The sequence below is a fragment of the Streptomyces sp. NPDC026394 genome (assembly GCF_055567735.1).
The window spans coordinates 101,422-122,435 of record NZ_JBVHPX010000017.1 but is presented as its reverse complement, the minus strand read 5'-3'; the positions used below and the strand labels follow the sequence as shown (position 1 = coordinate 122,435).

At 72.4% G+C, this 21,014-nt stretch carries 18 protein-coding genes; 9 read left to right on the top strand and 9 right to left on the bottom strand.

Going from position 1 to position 21,014, the window contains the following annotated elements; genetic code table 11:
• Nucleotides 1–2: 2 nt before the first annotated feature.
• The 4 genes from pucL (at nucleotide 3) to ACZ4QV_RS30880 (ending at nucleotide 5,651) form a co-directional block, all read left to right on the top strand.
• Entirely contained in the window at nucleotides 3–959 is a 957-nt protein-coding gene (gene pucL / locus ACZ4QV_RS30895; RefSeq protein ID WP_361583477.1) for a factor-independent urate hydroxylase, read from the top strand.
• Nucleotides 960–1,045: 86 nt separating this feature from the next.
• Complete coding sequence (locus ACZ4QV_RS30890; RefSeq protein WP_361151808.1) at nucleotides 1,046–2,452, top strand: nucleobase:cation symporter-2 family protein; 1,407 nt, start codon at nucleotides 1,046–1,048, stop codon at nucleotides 2,450–2,452.
• Between the two features lie 75 nt (nucleotides 2,453–2,527).
• Nucleotides 2,528–3,931, top strand: a complete 1,404-nt coding sequence (locus tag ACZ4QV_RS30885; protein ID WP_361637254.1) for an 8-oxoguanine deaminase — start codon at nucleotides 2,528–2,530, stop codon at nucleotides 3,929–3,931.
• A gap of 304 nt (nucleotides 3,932–4,235) precedes the next feature.
• Nucleotides 4,236–5,651 carry a nucleobase:cation symporter-2 family protein gene (locus tag ACZ4QV_RS30880; RefSeq protein ID WP_361583484.1) on the top strand — a complete coding sequence of 472 codons (1,416 nt, stop codon included), beginning with the start codon at nucleotides 4,236–4,238 and terminating at the stop codon, nucleotides 5,649–5,651.
• 76 nt (nucleotides 5,652–5,727) lie between these two features.
• Here the strand turns inward: ACZ4QV_RS30880 and ACZ4QV_RS30875 are convergent, their stop codons facing one another.
• The 3 genes from ACZ4QV_RS30875 to ACZ4QV_RS30865 form a co-directional block, all read right to left on the bottom strand.
• Nucleotides 5,728–6,594 (bottom strand): chitosanase, encoded by an 867-nt coding sequence (locus ACZ4QV_RS30875; protein ID WP_361151816.1) that lies wholly within the window; start codon nucleotides 6,592–6,594, stop codon nucleotides 5,728–5,730.
• A 130-nt stretch (nucleotides 6,595–6,724) separates the two neighbouring features.
• Nucleotides 6,725–7,567 carry a GNAT family N-acetyltransferase gene (locus ACZ4QV_RS30870; protein WP_361151819.1) on the bottom strand — a complete coding sequence of 281 codons (843 nt, stop codon included), beginning with the start codon at nucleotides 7,565–7,567 and terminating at the stop codon, nucleotides 6,725–6,727.
• Between the two features lie 67 nt (nucleotides 7,568–7,634).
• Nucleotides 7,635–8,216 (bottom strand): TetR/AcrR family transcriptional regulator, encoded by a 582-nt coding sequence (locus ACZ4QV_RS30865; protein ID WP_361151822.1) that lies wholly within the window; start codon nucleotides 8,214–8,216, stop codon nucleotides 7,635–7,637.
• Nucleotides 8,217–8,282: 66 nt separating this feature from the next.
• Between ACZ4QV_RS30865 and ACZ4QV_RS30860 the strand changes: the two genes are divergently transcribed.
• From ACZ4QV_RS30860 to ACZ4QV_RS30850, 3 genes are all read left to right on the top strand, one after another.
• Nucleotides 8,283–9,362, top strand: coding sequence for an FAD-dependent oxidoreductase (locus ACZ4QV_RS30860; protein WP_467763690.1), 1,080 nt, complete (start codon nucleotides 8,283–8,285; stop codon nucleotides 9,360–9,362).
• Nucleotides 9,363–9,557: 195 nt separating this feature from the next.
• Entirely contained in the window at nucleotides 9,558–10,970 is a 1,413-nt protein-coding gene (locus ACZ4QV_RS30855) for a M20/M25/M40 family metallo-hydrolase (RefSeq protein ID WP_361615346.1), read from the top strand.
• Nucleotides 10,971–10,978: 8 nt separating this feature from the next.
• Nucleotides 10,979–12,556, top strand: a complete 1,578-nt coding sequence (locus tag ACZ4QV_RS30850; RefSeq protein ID WP_361151979.1) for a YfcC family protein — start codon at nucleotides 10,979–10,981, stop codon at nucleotides 12,554–12,556.
• A 17-nt stretch (nucleotides 12,557–12,573) separates the two neighbouring features.
• On the opposite strand, the gene ACZ4QV_RS30845 is transcribed toward ACZ4QV_RS30850, so the two are convergent.
• The 4 genes from ACZ4QV_RS30845 to ACZ4QV_RS30830 form a co-directional block, all read right to left on the bottom strand.
• Nucleotides 12,574–12,837, bottom strand: coding sequence for an SCO5918 family protein (locus tag ACZ4QV_RS30845; protein WP_125053272.1), 264 nt, complete (start codon nucleotides 12,835–12,837; stop codon nucleotides 12,574–12,576).
• Nucleotides 12,838–12,930: 93 nt separating this feature from the next.
• A complete protein-coding gene (locus ACZ4QV_RS30840) occupies nucleotides 12,931–13,722 on the bottom strand; it encodes a VOC family protein (protein ID WP_361637263.1) in 792 nt (263 codons plus the stop codon).
• 122 nt (nucleotides 13,723–13,844) lie between these two features.
• Nucleotides 13,845–15,473, bottom strand: coding sequence for a malate synthase A (gene aceB, locus ACZ4QV_RS30835; protein ID WP_361615241.1), 1,629 nt, complete (start codon nucleotides 15,471–15,473; stop codon nucleotides 13,845–13,847).
• Nucleotides 15,474–15,697: 224 nt separating this feature from the next.
• The gene (locus tag ACZ4QV_RS30830) at nucleotides 15,698–16,360 is read right to left on the bottom strand and encodes a nucleotidyltransferase family protein (protein WP_361151831.1); all 663 of its coding nucleotides are present in this window, start codon (nucleotides 16,358–16,360) and stop codon (nucleotides 15,698–15,700) included.
• Nucleotides 16,361–16,583: 223 nt separating this feature from the next.
• On the opposite strand from ACZ4QV_RS30830, the gene ACZ4QV_RS30825 reads away from it, so the two are divergent.
• Entirely contained in the window at nucleotides 16,584–16,901 is a 318-nt protein-coding gene (locus ACZ4QV_RS30825; RefSeq protein ID WP_361151834.1) for a DUF5955 family protein, read from the top strand.
• Nucleotides 16,902–16,954: 53 nt separating this feature from the next.
• Here ACZ4QV_RS30825 and ACZ4QV_RS30820 read toward each other — a convergent pair whose 3' ends face one another.
• Nucleotides 16,955–17,752 carry an IclR family transcriptional regulator gene (locus ACZ4QV_RS30820; protein WP_361151836.1) on the bottom strand — a complete coding sequence of 266 codons (798 nt, stop codon included), beginning with the start codon at nucleotides 17,750–17,752 and terminating at the stop codon, nucleotides 16,955–16,957.
• Between the two features lie 451 nt (nucleotides 17,753–18,203).
• Here ACZ4QV_RS30820 and allB point away from each other — a divergent pair, with 451 nt between their 5' ends.
• Nucleotides 18,204–19,538 (top strand): allantoinase AllB, encoded by a 1,335-nt coding sequence (gene allB / locus ACZ4QV_RS30815; RefSeq protein WP_361151839.1) that lies wholly within the window; start codon nucleotides 18,204–18,206, stop codon nucleotides 19,536–19,538.
• Between the two features lie 19 nt (nucleotides 19,539–19,557).
• Here the strand turns inward: allB and ACZ4QV_RS30810 are convergent, their stop codons facing one another.
• Entirely contained in the window at nucleotides 19,558–20,955 is a 1,398-nt protein-coding gene (locus ACZ4QV_RS30810; RefSeq protein WP_361583505.1) for an inositol monophosphatase family protein, read from the bottom strand.
• Nucleotides 20,956–21,014 lie beyond the last annotated feature (59 nt).

The following is a 21,014-nucleotide window of genomic DNA, read 5'->3' as shown; positions in this document are numbered from 1 at the left end:
CGATGGTCCACACCCCCCGTCCCGCCCGCCCGGCGATGCTCGGCCAGAACCAGTACGGCAAGGCGGAGAACCGCGTCGTCCGTATCACCCGGGACGGCGACACCCACCACATCAAGGACCTCAACGTCTCGGTCGCGCTCTCCGGCGACCTCGAAGAGGTGCACCTCTCCGGCTCCAACGCCCACTGCCTGCCCACCGACACGACGAAGAACACCGTGTACGCCTTCGCCAAGGAACACGGCATCGAGTCGGCCGAGCAGTTCGGCATCCACCTGGCCCGGCACTTCGTCACCAGCCAGGAACCGATCCACCGGGCCCGTATCCGCATCGAGGAGTACGCCTGGGAGCGCATCGAGACCTCCGAGGCCAACGCCAAGTTCATCGGCGCCGACGAGGTCAGGCACTCCTTCGTCCGCAAGGGCCAGGAGACCCGGCTGACCCAGATCACCTACGACGGTGAGCGGTGGCAGGTGATCTCCGGCCTGAAGGACCTGGTGGTGATGAACTCCACCAACTCCGAGTTCTGGGGCTACATCAAGGACCGGTACACGACGCTCAAGGAGGCGTACGACCGCATCCTGGCCACCGAGGTCTCCGGCCGCTGGCGGTTCAACTGGACCGACGACGACCAGCGGATGCCGAACTGGGAACGCTCCTACGCCCAGGTCAGGAAGCACCTGCTGGACGCCTTCGCGGAGACCTACAGCCTCTCGCTCCAGCAGACCCTGTACCAGATGGGCTCGCGGATCATCACCCACCGCGCGGAGATCGACGAGGTGCGGTTCTCGCTGCCGAACAAGCACCACTTCCTGGTGGACCTGGAGCCCTTCGGCCTGAAGAACGACACCACCGACAGCGCCGTCTACTACGCGGCGGACCGCCCGTACGGTCTGATAGAAGCCACTGTCCTGCGCGACGGTGTCGAAGCCGAGATCCCGATGGATCTGACCAACCTCTGACGGCTACCGACGCAGCGCCGTGCCTCGCCGTCCCTCCCCGTCCCGCAGCGGGGAGGGGCCCGCGCCTCCTGAGGGGAACGCGAAACATGGCCGCACCACCACCGCACGTTGAGCACCACCCCGTCCCACCGGTCCACCCGGTGGACGAGAAGCCGGCTCCCAAGCGGCTCGTCCCCGCCGCTCTGCAGCACATCGCCGCCATGTACGCCGGCGTCGTCACCCCTCCGCTCATCATCGGCCAGGCCACCGGCCTGGACACCGCGGGACGCACCCGGCTGATCGCCGCCAGCCTGCTGATCGCCGGTCTCGCGACCCTCCTGCAGACCCTCGGCGCCGGCCGGTTCGCCGGCAACCGCCTGCCGTTCGTCAACGCCGCCTCCTCGGCCGGCATCACCCCGATGCTCGCCATCGCCGAGACCACCGCCAAAGGCCACCAACTGCCCGCCATCTACGGGGCGGTGATGGTCGCCGGCGCCTTCTGCCTCGCCGTCGGCCCGTTCTTCGGCAGACTGCTGCGCTACTTCCCACCGCTGGTCACCGGCGTCGTCATCACGCTCATCGGCGTCACCCTGATGCCCGTACCGGTCGGCTGGGCCCAGGGCGGCGACAAGGAGGCCGCCGACTTCGGCGCCATGAAGTACCTGGCGCTGGCCGCCTTCACCCTCGTGGTCATCCTGCTGATCCAGCGCTTCACCCGCGGCTTCGTCAAGCAGATCGCCCTGCTGCTGGGCCTGGTCGCCGGTACTCTCGCCGCCGTCCCGTTCGGCATGGCCGGCTTCGACGCGCTGGGCGAGGCGCCCGTCGTCGCGCTGCCCACGCCCTTCGCCTTCGGCGCACCGGAGTTCCAGCCCGCCGCCGTGCTGTCCCTGTGCATCGTGATGCTGGTCCTGATGACCGAGTCCGCGGCCGGGATGCTCGCCCTCGGCGAGATCTGCGAACGGCGTACGACCGGGCAGACCATCACCCGCGGCCTGCGCACCGACGGCATCGCCACCCTCGTCGGACCGGTCTTCGGCGGCTTCCCCACCAGCGCCTTCGCGCAGAACGTCGGTGTCGTCTCGCTGACCCGGGTACGCAGCCGCTACGTCGTCGCCGTCGCCGGAGCCACCCTGCTCGTCCTCGGCGCCTTCCCTGTCCTCGGCGCGGTCGTCAACCTCGTGCCGATGCCCGTCCTCGGCGGCGCCGGCCTCGTGCTGTTCGGCTCGATCGCGGTCAGCGGCATCCGTACGCTCGCCGAAGCCGGCCTCGACGACAGCTCCAACATCATCCTGGTGGCCGTCTCGCTGGGCGCGGGCATCATCCCGCTCGCCGCCCCGACGTTCTACGAGGACTTCCCCGCCTGGGCGCAGACCGTGCTCGGCTCCGGCATCAGCGCCGGCGCGCTCGTCGCGGTCCTGCTCAACCTGTTCTTCCACCATCTCGGCACCCGGAGCACCAAGGGGGCAGCGGTCCTGTCAGCCGCTTCGCCCGGTTCCGGCACTCAAATCCCGTAGGGCCATGCCGTGCCCTCCCTCAGGCTCCCGACGAGCAGGGGGGAAACCCATGCCGCATTTTCTAGGAGAACCACCATGGCAGCACCGGCATCCCCTGACAGCGCGGTGACGCGGCGCGTCGTCATCGAGAACTGCGCCATCGCGACCGTCGACGCCGACGACACCGAGTACGCCTCGGGCCATGTCGTCGTCGCCGGCAACCTCATCGAGTCGGTGGGCGCGGGACCGGCCCCCGAGGGCCTGGCGAACGTCGTCCGCCGTATCGACGGCACCGGCCACCTCGTCACCCCCGGCCTGGTCAACACCCACCACCACTTCTACCAGTGGATGACCCGGGGCATGGCCACCGACCACAACCTCTTCAACTGGCTGGTGGCCCTCTACCCGACCTGGGCCCGCATCGACGCGCCGATGCTCGCGGCCGCCACCCAGGGCTCGCTGGGCATGATGGTCAAGGGCGGTGTCACCACCGCCTCCGACCACCACTACGTCTTCCCGCGGGGCTCCGGCGACCTGGTCGGCGCCGAACTGGCCGCCGCCCGGGAGATCGGCGCCCGCATCACCCTGGCCCGTGGCTCCATGGACCGCGGCGTCAAGGACGGCGGACTGCCGCCGGACTTCGCCGTGGAGACCACCGAGGGCGCGCTGAAAGCCACCGAAGAGGCCATCGACACCCACCACGACGCCTCCTTCGGCTCGATGGTGCACATCGCCGTGGCCCCCTGCTCCCCGTTCTCGATATCCACCGAACTTCTGCGGCAGGGCGCCGAACTGGCCCGGCGCAAGGGTGTGCGGCTGCACACCCACGGCTCGGAGACGGTCGAGGAGGAGAAGTTCTGCCACGAGCTGTTCGGCATGGGCCCGACCGACTACTTCGAGTCCACCGGCTGGCTCGGCGAGGACGTGTGGATGGCGCACTGCGTCCACATGAACGACTCCGACATCGCCGCCTTCGCCCGGACGAGGACCGGCGTGGCGCACTGCCCGTCCTCCAACGCGCGGCTCGCCGCCGGCATCGCCCGCGTCCCCGACATGCTCGCGGCGGGCGTACCGGTCGGCCTCGGCGTGGACGGCACCGCCTCCAACGAGAGCGGCGAACTCCACACCGAACTGCGTACCGCGCTGCTGATCAATCGCCTCGGCGCGCACAAGGAGGCGGCCCTCGACGCCCGCAAGGCACTGCGCCTGGGTACCTACGGCGGCGCCCAGGTCCTGGGCCGGACGGCCGAGATCGGCTCCCTGGAGGCCGGCAAGCTGGCCGACCTGGTGCTGTGGAAGCTGGACGGCCTGGCCCACTCCACCATCGCCGACCCGGTGACCGCGCTGGTCTTCGGCGCCGCCGCGCCCGTCACGCTGTCGCTGGTCGACGGCGCGCCGGTGGTCGAGGGCGGCCGGCTGACCAACGTCGACGAGGAGACCGTCGCGCGTACCGCGCGGGCCGAGGCCCGGCGCCTGGCCCGTATCGCCGCCGAGGGCTGAGCCCCCGCCCGGCGGCCCGAGAACTCGGCCGGGGGGACGGCCCCGGCCGGGAGCTTGTGGATCCGAGCGGGATCCACAAGCGCCGGAACCCGGGGGCACGGAGACCTCTCTCCGTGCCCCCGGCCCGGTACCGCCGTACCTCATGCCCCGGCAACCCAGCTTTCCATGCGCACATGTGACGACCCGTCACACACTTTGACGCGCCACAAGCGCGGACCGCTGCACCACCGCACTGACGCACGCCCTCCGTGACAGGCTCGCGCCGCCGCCCCCCTCGCGGCGCAGAAATCGAAGGAGGCCCGCAGTGGCCGCAACCCCAGGGCGGACGGCGCAGGGCGACCGGAAGCACCCGGTCGACGAGACCCTCCCGCCCTTCAAGATGTTCACCAGCGGCCTGCAGCACGTGGCCGCCATGTACGCGGGCGTGGTGGCCCCGCCGATGATCGTCGGCCCGGCCTGCGGGCTGAGCCCCGCCGAGACCGCGTTCCTGATGGGCGCCAGCCTCTTCACCGCGGGCGTCGCCACCCTGCTCCAGACCCTCGGCTTCTGGAAGATCGGCGCCAGACTGCCGTTCGTCAACGGCGTCTCGTTCGCCGGGGTGACCCCGATGGTCGCCATCGGCAAGGCGCAGAGCCCCGGCGACGCGCTGCCCGTCATCTTCGGCGCGGTGATCGTCGCCGGTGCCCTCGGCTTCTTCCTCGCGCCCTACTTCTCCAAGCTGGTGCGGTTCTTCCCGCCGGTCGTCACCGGCACCGTCATCACCCTGATCGGTGTCTCCCTGCTGCCCGTCGCCTTCAACTGGTCACAGGGCGGCAACGCCCGGGCGCACGACTACGGTTCGCTGACCAACATCGGCATGGCGGCGCTCACCTTCGTCATCGTGCTGGTGCTGCGCCGGGCGCTGCGCGGCTTCCTCCAGCAGATCTCCATCCTGCTCGGCCTGGTCGCCGGCACGCTGATCGCGATACCCGTCGGCATCACCGACTTCGGAGCGATCACCGAGGCGGATGTCGTGGGCTTCCCGGCGCCTTTCCACTTCGGCGCGCCCCAGTTCGATGTCGCCGCGATCGTCTCCATGTGCATCGTCATGCTGGTCTGCATGACCGAGTCCACCGCCGACATGCTCGCCCTGGGCAAGATCGTTGACCGGCCCGCCGACGAGCGCACCATCGAGGGCGGCCTGCGGGCCGACACCCTCGGCACCGCCCTCAGCCCGCTCTTCAACGGCTTCGCCAACAGCGCCTTCGCGCAGAACATCGGTCTGGTCGCGATGACCAAGGTGCGCAGCCGGTTCGTCGTCGCGACCGGCGGCCTGATCCTGATCGTGCTGGGCCTGTGCCCGGTCGCCGCCTCGGTGATCTCGCTCGTTCCGCTGCCGGTGCTGGGCGGCGCGGGCATCGTGCTGTTCGGCTCGGTGGCCGCCAGCGGCATCCAGACGCTGGCCACGGCCGCGATGGACAAGGGGGAGAACGCGCTGATCGTGGCGGCCTCGGTCGGCATCGGCCTGATCCCGATCGCGGCGCCGCGGTTCTACCACGACTTCCCCAAGGACCTGCTGGTCGTCCTGGACTCCGGCATCAGCACCGGCTGCCTCGTCGCCATCGTGCTCAACCTCGCCTTCAACCACCTCGGCAGGCGGCGCGGCGAACCGCCGTTGGAGGTGATCCCGCAGCAGCCGGAGCGCGGGGCTCCGGACGCGCGGCCGGCCGGGGCACACTGAGCCGCCGTACGGACACGGACGCACCGACGGCCCGTACCGTGCCGGAATCCCGGCGCGGTACGGGCCGTCGCCCCGCTCAGCCGATGTGGTACGAGTCCCCGTACACCTTCCAGTCCAGCGGCGGGTCCAGGTTCAGGTTGCCCTTCTTGAGGAAGACGCGCTGCGCGGTGTCCACGCGGCTGGTGTCGCTGTGCGCCTCCTCCTGCTGCATCGCCCACACCCGGGCGTCCAGGAAGGCGTTGAGGTACGCCTTCTCGTCGCCGCCCTGGGCCGGCGTCTTCGCCTTGGCCATGGCCCGCTTGCGGATGTTGGAGAAGCTGGTCTTGTCGCTGCCGTCACCGTGCATGACGAGGGCGTCGTAGTACGCGAACTGGCCCAGTACGCCGATCTTGTCGGCCTTGCCCTGCTTGACGGCCGGGTTGAAGTACACCCGGTCCCGCTCGTCGTTCTGAGCCTTCTGGAAGTCCTGGTCCTGGGCGGCCTTCTTCCAGTCCTTCTCGAAGGCGGACCCCAGGCCCGCGTGCGAGTCGCTGCCGTTGACCTTGCGCAGCGCGGGCAGGTACTTCGCCAGGACGTTGCCGGGCTTGCGCTTCGTGTACAGCTCGACCAGGTCCAGCATGTCGCCGGTGCCGGAACAGAAGCCGATGATGCCGGCGGTGTAGCCGCGGCCGTCCTTGATGTCCTCGATGTAGGCGTACTGCTTCTTCCAGTCCAGCGAGGAGTTCTCGGCGCTGGAGACCAGTTGCATGGCGATCTCCTTCTTCGCCGGGTCGTCCAGTCCCGCCGCGGCCTTGGCGGCGACGCGGGCCGTGGCGGGTGCCTGGCCGGTGGCGGCGACCGCCGTACCGGCGACGGCGGTGGCCGGTACGGCGAGCAGGACCAGGCCGAGGGTGAGTCCGGTGGCGGGCTTGCGGATCGCCTTGCCTATGGATCGGGCACGCATGGTTGTCCTCCAGTGGGGAGCGGGCCGGGTGAGGGCCGTGGTGCGGTGAGGGATCCCAATCGTTAGGAAGCTTTCCTATCAGACTCCGCCCAGGGCCGTCACCGGTCAGATCGCGCCAACCCCCGGCGTATCAGACGCCTCCGGGTGCGTCGCCGGACGGCCGCCAGACGTACGGAACGGTCGTGGCGGCGCTGACCAGGCCCAGCCGGTTGAGGATGGGGCGGCTGGTCTCCAGCGCGTCGACCTGCACGTACCGGAAGCCGCGCGCCACCGCGAGCGCCGCCCGGTGGGCCACCAGGGCGCGATAGATGCCCTTGCCGCGCCAGTTGGGCAGCGTCGAGCCGCCCCACAGCGAGGTGAAGGCGGTGCCCTGGTGGAAGCGCATCCATGCCGCCGAGACCACCTCGCCGGCCAGCGACTCCGCCACGGTCACCGTGCAGGGGTCGCCGTCCCGCCCCGCCACCCACTCCTCCATGGCCGGCGCCAGCCAGCTCCGGTCGTCGGCCCAGACGGCCGCGGCCAGCTCCCCGATGCGGTCGAAGTCGGCGCGGCCGGTGACCTCGCGCAGCCGTACGCCCTCGGGGAGCGGCGCCTCGCCGGGCGGCCCGGCGATCTCCGCCGCCTCGCCGATGACGACCGTCTCCTGCTCGTCCGGCACGAATCCGGCGGCGGCCAGCCGGTCCGGCAGGTCGGCGGGCAGGTCGTGGCCGTGGTACTTCCACTCGACCGGCAGTCCGCGGGCGGCGAAGTGGTCGCGCTGGGCGGCGATGAAGGCGTCCAGCTCCGCCCCGTCGAGTCCGCCCAGGTCGCGGTAGAGGATCAGTCCGCCCTGGGCGGGCAGGGTTCTGCGCAGTACGGGGCCGACCCGCTCGATGCCCGGTGTGTCCGGCGCGAACCCGCGGTCGCGCATCTGCTCGTCGTACGCCGCGCGGTAGGCGGCGGCTCGTGCTGACTCGGTGTCTTGTGTGGTCACCGGCGCCACTCCACCACAGGCCGCGGCCGGTGGCCATCGAATTCGGCCGCGGCGTGGCGTACCGGCGTCAGGCCGTCGCGGCGGGCTCCGGGGGTGTGCCGAGCAGTCCGGCCAGCAGTTCCCTGATGCCCGGCCCCGGGTCGAAGCTCCCGGCCGGGAACGAGAGTTGGTGGAAGGCGACACCGTCGAGGTAGTCGAAGAGGATCTCGCAGTGCCGCCGCGGCGTCGGCGACCCGAAGCGCCGCATCCACTCCGTGCCCCAGCCGACGACGGCCTCGCGCCCCCGAGTGAGTGCGGGCCGCAGCTCGGGCCGGGCGGAGGCTTCCAGGCAGAGGGCGTAGCGGGCGGCGGTCCTGGCGCGCTCGGGGCCGGTCGCGTACAGGAGGAACCGCGTCACGGCGTCCGCGAGTTCGGGTACGTCGGCCGGGGCGGCCTGCCGGGCGAACTCCTCCCAGTCGCGGCGCTCCAGCGCCTCCAGGTGGCCGACGATGCCGTCGATCAGGGCGCCGCGGTTGCGGAAGTAGTTGGAGGTGGTGCCCGACGGTACCCCCGCGGCGGTGTCCACCGCCTGGTAGGTGAGTCGCCGGGGCCCCTCGGCGCCCAGTACTCCGATCGCCGCGTCCAGCACCTGGTCCCGCCGTCGTGCCACCCTGCGCACCTCTCGTTACTATGTTTGTAGTGCCGATTCACTATAAACATAGTACCGTGCGGGGGCATGGAGCTGACACCACGCACGGCAGCCGTCGTCGGCGGCGGCATCGGCGGCCTCGCCACCGCCCTCCACCTGCGCGAAGGCGGCTGGTCGGTCGACGTCTTCGAACGCGCCCGCCGCCTGCCCGCCACCGGCACCGCCCTCGGGCTGTGGCCCGGCGCGCTGGCCGCCCTGGACGCCCTCGGCCTCGGTGAACGGGTACGGGACCTGAGTCGGCCGCAGACCGCCGGCGCCTTCCTGCGCCCCGACGGCGGACGCATCGCCACCCTCGATGTCGCCGCCCTCCATCGGCGCACCGGCGATGTCGTCCGCCTGATCTCCCGCCCCGAACTGCTGGCCCTTCTGTACGAGGCGGCCGGCGGCGAGGGTTCGGTCACCTTCGGCCACCCGGTCGACGACATCCGGGCGCTGGCCGGCGCGTACGACGTGGTGATCGCGGCCGACGGCCTCAACAGTGCCGCCCGCACGGCCCTGTTCGGCCCGCGGTACCGCGCCCGCTACGTCGGCGCGTCGTCCTGGCGCGGCACGGTCGAGGGTGACACCGGCGCCGTCGTCGAGACCTGGGGCGAGGGGCTGCGGTTCGGCGTCACGCCCACCACGGGCGGGCGCACCAACTGGTTCGCCTGCGCGGTGGCGCCGGAGGGGCGGCGCGGTCCGGGACGCGAGGCCGAGGCGCTGCGCTCCCGCTTCGGGCACTGGCACGCGGGTGTGCGCCACGTGCTGGAGCGGCTGGACGAGCTCGGGGTGCTGCGCCTGGACCTGTATCACCTCGATCCGCCGCTGCCCTCGTACGTCCGCGGCCGCACCGCGCTCATCGGTGACGCCGCTCACGCCATGACGCCCGACCTGGGGCGCGGGGCCGGTGAAGCGCTGGTCGACGCCGTGGAGTTGACCCGGGCCCTGCGGGTGTCGCCCCACGTGACGACGGCCCTCCGTACGTATGATCATGAACGGCGTTCCGTGACCCAACGGCTGGTGCGCACGGCGCGGCTGATGAACCGGATGGCGCATGTGCGGCGGCTGACGGGTCTGCGGAACGCGGCGATGCGGGCCGCGCTGACGCTCGGCGGGCCGCCGGCCTGAGGGGCGGCGGGTGCCGAGGGTGCAGACGTTTTGCCCGATACGCTTCATTCGTCCTGATCGTCAGTCAAGTGCGCGCCCGACGCCACGGAGAGGGGTTCCGCGGTGGACCCGAACGCCCAGCACCCACCCGCCCGGCCGCCGGACACCGAGCCCTCGCGCCAAGCCGGCCCCGCCCCCGGGGGCGTCCCCCCGGACCTGCGTTCCGCATCCCCGGGCGCCCGTTGCGCACCTCAGGGCGCCGACGACCTGGAAGCCGCCGTCGACCGCCTGATGCCCGGCATCCGCGACGACCTCAAGCGGCTCGCGGCGATCCCCTCGGTCGCCTTCCCCGGCCACCCGCCCGAGCCGGTCCTCGCGGCACGCGACGAACTCCTCGCCCTGCTGCGCGCCGCCGGCGTCACCGACCTCGGACAGCTCGACCTGCCCGGCACCGCGCCGGTCGTCACGGGCACCGTTCCGCCGCCTTCCCCGGACGCCCCCACCGTCCTCCTGTACGGCCACTACGACGTCCAGCCCGCGGGCGACCCCGGCCTGTGGACGTCACCGCCCTTCGAACCCACCGACTTCGACGACCCGCACGGCGGCCCCGCCATCCGGGCCCGCGGCATCGCCGACTGCAAGGCGAACCTCCTCGTCCACCTCGGCTCGCTGCGCGCCCACGGCGGCCGTCCCCCGGTCGGCATCAAGATCGTCTTCGAGGGCCAGGAGGAGTACGGCAGCCCCTTCGACGACTACCCGCCCACCGACCCCGGGCGCTTCGCCTGCGACGCGATGGTCATCGCCGACGCGGGCAACCTCCGCGCCGGTACGCCCACGCTCGTCACCGGCCTGCGCGGCGCCGCCGAACTGACCGTCGAGGTGCGCACCCTCGACGAGGCCGTGCACAGCGGCGAATACGGCGGCGCCGCCCCGGACGCGCTGCTCGTCCTCCTCAACGCCCTGGCCACCCTGCACGACGTGCACGGCGACGTCGCCGTCGAAGGGCTGCGCCGCGAACCGTGGACCGGCACGTCCCCCACCGAGGCCGAGTTCCGCGAACTGGCCGGTGTGCGGGCGGGACTGCCGCTCCTCGGCTCCGGCAGCCTCGGCGAACGCCTCTGGAGCGGCTCGGCCATCACGGTCATGGGCCTGGACGCTCCCTCGGTGGACCAGGCCGCCTCGGCGGTCGTGCCCTACGCCCGTGCCAAGCTCAACCTGCGCTGCCACCCGCGCCAGGACCCGAAGGAAGCGCTCGACGCACTCGTACGGCATCTGGAGCGGCTGTGTCCGTTCGGCGTCCCGCTGACCGTGACACCCGGCGACGCGGGCGCCGGCTTCGAGGCCCGTACCGGCGGGCCCGCCTACCGCGCCGCCGAGGCCGCGATGCGCCGGGCGTGGGGCGCCGAACCCGTACACACCGCGGGCGGCGGCTCCATCCCGCTGGTCAACGGCCTCGCGCGCGCCGTACCGGAAGCCGAGGTGCTGATCTTCGGCGCCGAGGACAAGCAGTGCAATCTGCACGCGCCCGACGAACGTGTGCTGCTCTCGGAACTGCGCGCCGCCGTCCTGGCGGAGGCCGTCTTCCTGCGCGAGTACGCCGCCGCCTTCCGTACCGGAGCCGCCGCGTGAACGTCCCGATGCCCGACGAGAACCCCCGGCCCGCCGAGGACTCCCGGACCACCGCTACGGCCGACGCCGGCCACGACGACGGGCCGCGACGCCCCCGGCGCGGGTTCACCTTCCCCAGCGCCCTGACCGTCCTGGTCGTCGTGACCCTGGCCGTCTGGCTCCTGGCCTTCTTCATCCCCTCCGGCACCTACGACCGCGACGGCGACGGCACCCCGCAGCAGGGCACCTACCACCGCACCCCCTCCGGCCAGTCCTTCACCGACCGCCTCAACGACCTCTTCCTCTCGCCGGTCAACGGCCTCTACGGAGTGCAGGACACCAAGACCGGGCAGGTCGGCCCGACCCTGGCGGGCGAACTGTACGGCAGCGCGGGCGTGTTCCTGTTCGTGCTGGCCATCGGCGCGTTCATCACGGTCGTCTTCTCCACCGGGGCCCTGGACCGCGGCATCGGCCGGCTGGCCCACCGCCTCCGCCACCGCGGCGCGCTGCTGATCGCCGGGGTCATGGCGGTCTTCTCGCTGCTCGGCACCGTCGAGGGGTTCGCCGAGGAGACGCTCGGCTTCTACGGCCTGGTCGTACCGCTGATGCTGGCGCTCGGGTACGACCGGATGGTGGCCACCGCGACGATCATCCTCGGGGCCGGCATCGGTGTCCTGTGCTCGACCGTCAACCCCTTCGCCACCGGCGTCGCCTCCTCCGCCGCGGACATCTCGCTCGGCGACGGCATCGCGCTGCGGGTGGTGATGTGGCTGGTGCTGACCGCCGTCACCATCGGCTACGTGGTGCGCTACGCGCGGCGTGTACGGGCCGACCCGGACCGCTCCCTCGTCGGCTTCCTGCCCGGCGACCGGGACCGCGCGCGGGCCGCCGACGACGACGCGGTCGAACCACCCCCGCTGACCGGGCTGCACAAGACCGTGCTGATCACCGTCGCGCTGGTGTTCGCCTTCATGATCTTCTCGGTGATCCCGTGGGCCGGGGCGCTCACCGGGGACGCCGACGCCGCGCCGTACGCCTTCGAACTGGGCTGGTCCTTCCCCCAACTGGCTGCGTTGTTCGTCGCGGCCTCGATCCTCGTCGGGATCATCGCGCGGATGGGCGAACAGAAGCTCAGCTCGACGTTCGTGCAGGGGGTCGCCGAGTTCATCTCACCGGCCCTGGTGATCGTGCTCGCCCGGGGGGTGACGACCATCATGAACAACTCGCGCATCACGGACACCGTCCTGCATGCCGTCGAGGGCGCCGTCTCCGGTACCCCGTCGGCCCTGTTCGGCATCATGGTCTACGTCGTCAACCTGCCGCTGGCCTTCCTCATCCCCTCCACCTCCGGCCACGCCACCCTCGCCATGCCGATCCTGGCCCCGCTGGCCGACTTCGCGCACGTCTCGCGCGCGGTGGTCGTCACGGCCTGGCAGGCGGCCAGCGGGTGGATGAACCTGTGGGTGCCGACCACCGCCGTCATCATGGGCGGCGTCTCGCTGGCCAAGGTCGGCTACGACAAGTACCTGCGTTTCGTCTGGCCCCTGCTCGCCCTCCTCGCCGTTCTCATCTGCGGCTTCGTGGGGCTGGGAGCGGCGATGACCTGAGCCGGCCGGCCCGCGCGTCACAGGAGAGCGGTCGGCTCCGGCGACGCGGGCCGCGGCTTGCAGGTGAAGCCGAGCCGGCGCAGCGCCCGCACCATCTCCCCGGCGCTGAAGTCCCGCGGATCCTGGCCGGTGACGATACGGCCCACCTGCTTGACGGGGTAGGCGACGGATCCGACGAGCACGGAGTCCCCGTGAATGGGCTCCGGTTCGACCGCGCTCATCTTCTGCTCCACCTCGATCGCCTGAAGGTAGAAGAAGACGCCGGCGATGGTGACACGCATGCTGCCTCGACAAGGGTGAGCAGGAATGGAGCCGAGCCCCCACCTTCTCATGTGGCCCGCCCGTCCGGTGGTCCGATCGCCGCCGGTTCCGGGTCACGCCGAACGCGTGTCCCCGTCTTCGGCTCCGCGCACCCGCAGCCCGGCGATCTCGGTGTGCGGCGGCCGGTCCCCGGCCAGCAGCAGGGTGGTGATGCGGTCGGCGGGGCCGGCGGCGAAGTGCACCCGGCCGCCTTCGAGCGGTACGACGGTGCCGCTCGCGTCCACCGGGATGCCGGTGAGCGCGCCGAGCCAGGCGGCGGCACCGTGCGGGTCGGGCGTCTCGACGACGAACCCGGCGAGGTCGAAGGCGCCGCGGTCGACGCGGCCGGACGCCTCGTGCTCGCGGCGCAGCGCGGGGTCGGCGTGGACGGTGATGAAGAACGGCGCCCAGGGCGGGACGCCGGAGCCCGTCAGCATCACCTCCTGGAAGGTGACCCGGCCCGCCAGGAAGGAGAAGTCGTGCACGTCGGTGCCGTGGCCGGCGCGGCGCAGCCGCTCGGCCGTGGCGGTGGAGTCCGCGACGTGCACCGCGAAGTTCAGCGGGCCGCCGCCGGCCGCCAGGAGCGCGTCGATACGGGACTGCCACGGGGCCGTGGCCCGGCCGAACGCGGAACGCGCGTACGTCTCCGGGGCGACGACGGTGAGGATTTCGACGTACCGGTCGTCCAGCCGCCAGGCACCGTTCTGGAAGCCCTCGTGCACCGGATTGGTGTGCGCGGGCAGTCCGGCCGCCGTGTAGTCGCGTACGGCGGCGGCCACGTCGGGCACGCAGTGCAGCAGATGGTCGAAGCGCGGTGCTTCGGTCGGGCGGAGATCCGGGGTGCGGATCGGCTGTGTGGCGGTCATGGACACCCTCCCCGAGTTGGTAAGGGCAGCCTAACCGTACCGGGTTGAGGGATCGTACGGGGGTGCGGACCCCTGGGGGAGGTGGCTGCCTCGCGGGGCAGCCACCTGCGGGGCGACCGGGGTCAGTCCAGCAGTTCGTACGCCGGCAGGGTCAGGAACGCGGCGTAGTCGGTGTCCAGGGCGACCTTCAGGAGGAGGTCGTGGGCCTGCTGCCAGCAACCGGCGGCGAAGGACTCGTCGCCGGTCTCGGCGCGGATCGCGGCCAGTTCCTCGTCGGCGATCCTGCGGACCAGGTCGGCGGTGGCCTTCTCGCCGTTCTCGAACACGACACCCGCGTCCACCCACTGCCAGATCTGCGACCGGGAGATCTCGGCGGTGGCCGCGTCCTCCATCAGCCCGAAGATGGCGACCGCGCCGAGGCCGCGCAGCCATGCCTCGATGTAGCGGGTGCCGACCCGGACCGCGTCCACCAGGCCCTGGTAAGTGGGCTTGGCGTCCAGGGAGTCGACGGCGATGAGGTCGGCGGCCGAGACCGCGACGTCCTCGCGCAGCCGGTCCTTCTGGTGCGGCCGGTCACCGAGCACCGCGTCGAAGGAGGCGCGGGCGACCGGGACCAGATCGGGGTGGGCGACCCAGGAGCCGTCGAAGCCGTCCCCGGCCTCGCGGTCCTTGTCGGCGCGGACCTTGGCCAGTGCCGTCTCGTTGGCCTCGGGGTCGCGGCGGTTGGGGATGAACGCCGCCATGCCGCCGATGGCGTGTGCGCCGCGCTTGTGGCAGGTGCGGACGAGGAGTTCGGTGTACGCGCGCATGAACGGCGCGGTCATGGTGACCGCGTTGCGGTCCGGCAGCACGAACTTCTCGCCGCCGTCGCGGAAGTTCTTCACGATGGAGAACAGGTAGTCCCAGCGGCCGGCGTTCAGCCCCGAGGCGTGGTCGCGCAGCTCGTAGAGGATCTCCTCCATCTCGTACGCGGCGGTGATGGTCTCGATGAGGACGGTGGCGCGAATGGTGCCCTGCGCGATGCCGACGTAGTCCTGCGCGAAGACGAAGATGTCGTTCCAGAGACGCGCCTCCAGGTGCGACTCGGTCTTCGGCAGATAGAAGTACGGGCCCTTGCCGAGGTCCAGCAGGCGCTGGGCGTTGTGGAAGAAGTACAGGCCGAAGTCGACCAGCGCGCCCGGGACCGGCGTGCCGTCGAGCCGGAGGTGCCGCTCGTCGAGGTGCCAGCCGCGCGGGCGGACGACGACGGTCGCCAGTTCCTCGGCGGGCTTCAGGGCGTACGACTTGCCGCTCCCCGGGTCGGTGAAGTCGATCCGGCGCTCGTAGGCGTCGATCAGGTTCACCTGGCCGCCGATGACGTTCGCCCAGGTGGGGGCGGAGGCGTCCTCGAAGTCCGCGAGCCAGACCTTCGCGCCGGAGTTGAGCGCGTTGATGGTCATCTTGCGGTCGGTGGGGCCGGTGATCTCCACCCGGCGGTCGTCCAGCGCGGCAGGCGCCGGGGCGACGCGCCAGCTTTCGTCGTCGCGGACGTGGGCGGTCTCCGGCAGGAAGTCCAGGCTGCTGGTGCGGGCGATCTCGGCGCGGCGCGCGTCGCGGCGGGCGAGCAGTTCGTCGCGGCGCGGGGTGAACCGGCGGTGGAGTTCGGCGACGAAGGCCAGCGCGGCCTCCGTGAGGATCTCGTCCTGGCGGGCGGGGGCCTTGCCGGGGTCGACGTCGGTGATGGCCAGCGGGGACGGCGCTGGTGCGGACATGAGCTGTCACTCCATTCAGCGGCGGAGCCCGGGCGGCCGCCGGGCGGGTGCGCGGCACGGGGTGCCGCGGGCCGCAGCCGGCGGTGGCGGGCGCCGTTCGGGTGCAGGGCGCTTCTGACCAGTGGAGAGTAGTTTCCTTATCGCGGAACTTCAATGGTTTGTTGACGTCGAGATTCTCTCCGTCGACAGAAGCGGGGACCGGATGACTCGGAGCGCCACCACGGTCACTGCCCCTCGCCTGCCCGGGGCGCGCCCGGTGACGCCAGACGGAACAGATCCCGCGGCGTGTCGATGTCGTACGGCTCGGCCACGTCCGCGCACTCGACGAGGGTGAGGGCGGCCGCGTGCTCCTCCAGGTACGCACGCGCCCCGCGGTCGCCCGAGGCGCCCGCCGCGACCGCCGCCCACCGGTCCGCCCCGAACAGCACCGGATGCCCGCGCTTCCCGCCGTACGCGGCCGCGACCAGCCCGGCCCCGCCCTCGTACGCGGCGATCACCCGCGCCACCGCCGCCGCGCCGATGCCCGGCTGGTCCACCAGCGAGACCAGTGCGGCGCCCGCCCCGGAGCCCGCCAGGGCGGCCAGTCCGACGCGCAGCGAGGACCCCATGCCCTGCGTCCAGTCCGGATTCTCGGCCGTCTCGTACGCCGCGAGGTCGGCCCGCTCCCGTACTGTTGCGGCCGCCGCGCCCAGGACGATGTGCACCGGGCCGCAGCCGCCCTCCCGCAGGACCCGGGCCGCGTTCTCGACCAGCGGCCGCCCGCGGAAATCCAGCAGGGCCTTGGGGCGGCCGCCCAGCCGTCGCCCGCCGCCCGCGGCGAGGAGCAGTCCGGCGACCGGGCGGCGTACAGGTGGGGCGTCCGAGGCGGGAGGTGAGATGTGTGCCATGGGGTCTGCTTACCTCATGGCCGGGGCCCGCGGGGTGGTGTGGGGCCGGTCGCGGCGGCGGGGAGCGGGGGCGGGCCGAGAACGGTACCGCACGACGGCCGCCGGTGCGCACCGGAATTCGGTGATCCTGATTTCGCTCTCCGTATGGCGCGGACCGCGCAGGGTGGCGTTAACTGGCCCGCGTCGTGGAGCGGGGCCAACGGCCGTGGAGGGTACCGTCGTTGTGGAGCAGAGGCAGAAGCACAGGCGAGTCGCAGGAGCCGAGGGCGACCCGCGGGCCGTCGCCCTGTGCGGGGCGGTGGCCCGGTTGCGCCGTGAACTGGCCGTTCTCCCGGCGGAGTTGCCCGACCGCGCTGCCGCCGACGACGAACTGGCCGCGCTGCACGCCCTGGTGAGCGCCGGTGACCCCGAGGTGCCCCGGCTGCGCCGTTCCCTGCTGCTGATCGCGGGAGCGGTCGGCTCGGTCAGCGCGCTGGCGCCCGCACTCGCGGACGTGCGCGACCTGATCGGTATGTACGGGGAGGCGCCGCGCCGGTTCTGAGCCCCGGCCGGGGCGGGGAGCCGTACGGCCTGCCCCGCGCCCCGGCCGGAACGTCACGCCGGGTTCTGGTTGGCCAGCGCCACGGACAGTTCGGCCGCGATCTCCTGGAGCACCGGAACGATCGTGCCGATGGACGCCTCGGTCACCCGGCCGGTCGGGCCGGAGATGGAGATGGCCGCCGCGGTGGGGGAGTCGGGCACCGGCACCGCGATGCAGCGGACGCCGATCTCCTGCTCGTTGTCGTCCATCGCGTACCCGAGCCGGCGGACCTCTTCGAGGGCGTCCAGGAAGCTGTCCGGGTCGGTGATGGTCTTCTCGGTCGCGGCCGGCATGCCCGTACGGCCGAGCAGCGCACGCACCTCCTCCGGCGGATGGCCCGCCAGCAGCGCCTTGCCCACGCCCGTGGAGTGCGGCAGCACCCGGCGGCCGACCTCGGTGAACATCCGCACCGCGTGCCGGGACGGCACCTGCGCCACGTACACGATCTCGTCGCCGTCCAGCAGCGCCATGTTGGCGGTCTCGCCGGTCTCCTCGACCGCGCGCGCCAGGTAGGGCCGGGCCCAGGTGCCGAGAAGGCGCGAGGCGCTCTCGCCGAGGCGGATCAGCCGGGGGCCGAGCGCGTACCGGCGGTTCGGCTGCTGGCGGACGTAGCCGCAGGCCACGAGGGTGCGCATCAGCCGGTGGATGGTGGGCAGCGGCAGCCCGCTGCTCGTCGACAGCTCGCTCAGACCGACCTCGCCACCGGCGTCGGCCATCCGCTCCAGCAGGTCGAAGGCGCGCTCAAGGGACTGGACGCCACCGCCGGCGGCTGCGGGTTTGGCGGCGGAAGTGCTGGCGCTGGACGGCGGCACGACGCGTTCCTTTCGGGGCAGGTGGTGGCGGGCTCGGCGCAGGGCTGGGTGTTCGGGTGCCGGGACCGACCCGGAGCAGCCTACCGGTCCCCTCCGGTGGACACACGGTCTGTCGCACACTCGTTCCCGCCGGTCAGGACCCGTCCTCGACCTGCGCCCGGCCGGCATCCGGGCGCTACCGGCCCGCGCCGGTCCGGGCCAGTGGTCGGAGCTACATTCTGCTGACCGAAAGTCCGTATCCATTCCGTGGAATCCTCCAGTCGTCCGCTCGGGGGGGCATGATCGCGCCATGAACCCGCACCCGCCGCTCCCCCCTTCCGGCGCGATCTGTGCCACCGCCCCGTGTCCGGCAGGGTCTTGACGGGCCGCGACGCCGGGGGAAGACTCCTTCAACAGAAAGTTGAATTCCGTGGTGCGGAAGCCCACGGGGACCGCACGAGGAGGGGACCGGGTGTCCGAGATCGATCTGGTGCTGCGCTCCACGCGCGTCGTCACCCCCCGGGGGACACGCGCGGCGACCGTCACCGTCCGGGACGGGAAGATCGTGGAGCTGCTCCCGCACGGCGCCCCCGCCCCGGCCGGGGCGCGGGTCGAGGACTTCGGCGACGACGTCCTGCTGCCCGGCCTGGTCGACACCCACGTCCATGTGAACGACCCCGGCCGCACCGAGTGGGAAGGCTTCTGGACCGCCACCCGCGCGGCCGCGGCCGGCGGCATCACCACCCTCGTCGACATGCCCCTCAACAGCCTGCCGCCCACCACCACCGAGGCGAACCTGCACACCAAGCGCGAGGTCGCGCGCTCCAAGGCGCACATCGACGTCGGCTTCTGGGGCGGCGCCGTCCCCGGCAACATCAAGGACCTGCGGCCGCTGCACGACGCCGGCGTCTTCGGCTTCAAGTGCTTCCTGTCCCCGTCCGGCGTGGAGGAGTTCCCGGAACTGGACCAGGAGCAGTTGGCCGCCGCACTCGGCGAGATCGCCGGCTTCGGCGGCCTGCTCATCGTGCACGCCGAGGACCCGGTCCACCTGGAGGCCGCGCCGCAGCCGCACGGCCCCAAGTACGCCGACTTCCTCGCCTCCCGCCCCCGGGTGTCCGAGAACGACGCGATCGCCGGGCTGATCGCGCTCGCCCGGCGGCTGAGCGCGCGGGTGCACATCCTGCACCTGTCCTCCTCGGACGCCCTGCCGCTGATCGCCGACGCCCGCGCCGAGGGCGTACGGGTCACGGTCGAGACCTGCCCGCACTTCCTCACCCTGACCGCCGAGGAGATACCGGACGGCGCCACCGAGTTCAAGTGCTGCCCGCCGATCCGCGAGGCCGCCAACCAGGACGCCCTCTGGCAGGGCCTCGCCGACGGCACGATCGACTGCGTCGTCTCCGACCACTCCCCCTCCACCGCCGACCTGAAGACCCCCGACTTCGGCGACGCCTGGGGCGGCATCTCCTCCCTCCAGCTCGGCCTGCCCGCCGTCTGGACCGCCGCCCGCGAACGCGGCCACACCCTCGACGACGTCGCCCGCTGGATGGCCACCGCCCCGGCCGCACTGGTGGGCCTGCACCACAAGGGCGCCATCGAACCCGGCCGCGACGCGGACTTCGCCGTGCTCGACCCGGACGCCACGTTCACCGTCGACCCGGCAGGTCTGCAACACCGCAACAAGATCACGGCCTACGCCGGGCGCACCCTGCACGGCGTCGTACGGTCCACCTGGCTGCGCGGCCGGCGGATCAACGACGGCGGGACGCCGGCCGAGCCTGCGGGGCAGTTGCTGGACCGGCCGTAGGCAGTGTCCGGCGCGCCCCTCAGGGGCGCCACCCGGTCTCCGCGGCCCATGCCTCCGCGACCTCGGCCACCAGGTCCACGACCGGGTCCTTGACCTCCGCGTAGCTGCCCAGGTCCGCGGTCCGCTGGGCGAGTTCACGCTTGAAGCGCGCGTACGCCGGTACCGCCTCCGGGTGGGCGCGGAACCAGTCGCGGAACAGCAGCGCCAGCCGCTCGTTGGGCGAACCCGCGCGCCGCACGTGCAGGTTGACGTCCGGCCCGGGGCCGCCCCGCCGCGACCACAGCCGCTTCGCCCACCGGGCCGGATCGTCGTCCCGGCCCGCCGGTACGTGGTCGCTCTCGTACCGTGAGCGGACGAAGCCCCGGGCCGCCAGCGGCGCCTCGAAGGTGTCCGCGGCCTCCGCCAGGTCGGCCACGCTCACCTGGAGGTCGAAAACGGGCTTGGCGGCCATGCCGGGCACGGACGTGCTCCCGATGTGCTCGGCCCGCCGGGCCACCGGGGCGAGCAGCGCCAGCAACTCCTCGGTGAGCGCGTTTCCTGCGGCCGCCCACCCCGGGTGGGCGTCGACCAGCAGGGCCCGCGCCTCATGATCCTCCCCGGACTCCGCCACCACCTCCAGGAACGCGTCGTGCAGCGGCCCGCCCGTGATCAGCACCGTGCCGTCCCCCGCCAGGACGGGCGCTCCGGTGAGGTCCGTGATCCGCCCACCGCCCTCCGCGACGATCACGGGCAGCGGCGCGATGTCCTCGTACCGCATCGCGGGGCCCGCGATCACCCAGGCGTCCGCCCGGCCGGCGAGGACGTCCACCACACCGCCGCCGGTCGGTACGAGCGTCACCCGCCGGTGCAGCGCCGTCAGCAACGACTCCGGCCAGCCCGCGATGTTGTGCGCCTGCGTCCTGGCCCCGCTCAGTTCCGTACGGCCGTGGACGTGCAGCCGTCCGTGCCCCGAGCACAGCGCTTCCAGCGGGTCCGGGTCCTCGCCCAGCAGCAGCCAGCAGCCGAGACCGCGCCCGGCCGCCACCGTCTGCCGGCTCATCGGCAGGTGCACCACGCCGATCGCGGGCCCGTGCTCGTCCTCGTACGCCAGGTCGCAGGAGAAGGTCGGCACCCGGTTGGTGAGCTGCTGGGTGCCGTTGACCGGGTCGATCACCCAGCGCCGCCCGGACGTCCCGGCCCGCAGCCCGGCCTCCTCGCCGAGCACCGCGTCCGCGGGACACGCCGCCGCCAGTTCCTTGCGCACGAGATCCTCGACGGCGAGGTCCACCGAGGTCATCTCGGTGCCGTCCACCTTGCGTCCGGACGACCAGCCGCCGAGGAACCCCTCGGCGCTCAGCCGTCCGGCGCGCGTGGCCAGACGGACGGCGAAGTCGAACAACTCTCGGGAGACGGGCGGGGTGCCGGTGAAGTGATCCATGGGGCGAGCCTGCCACACCCTCTGGCGCGCCCTGGCGGCGGCGGAGGAAGGTGTGCGCA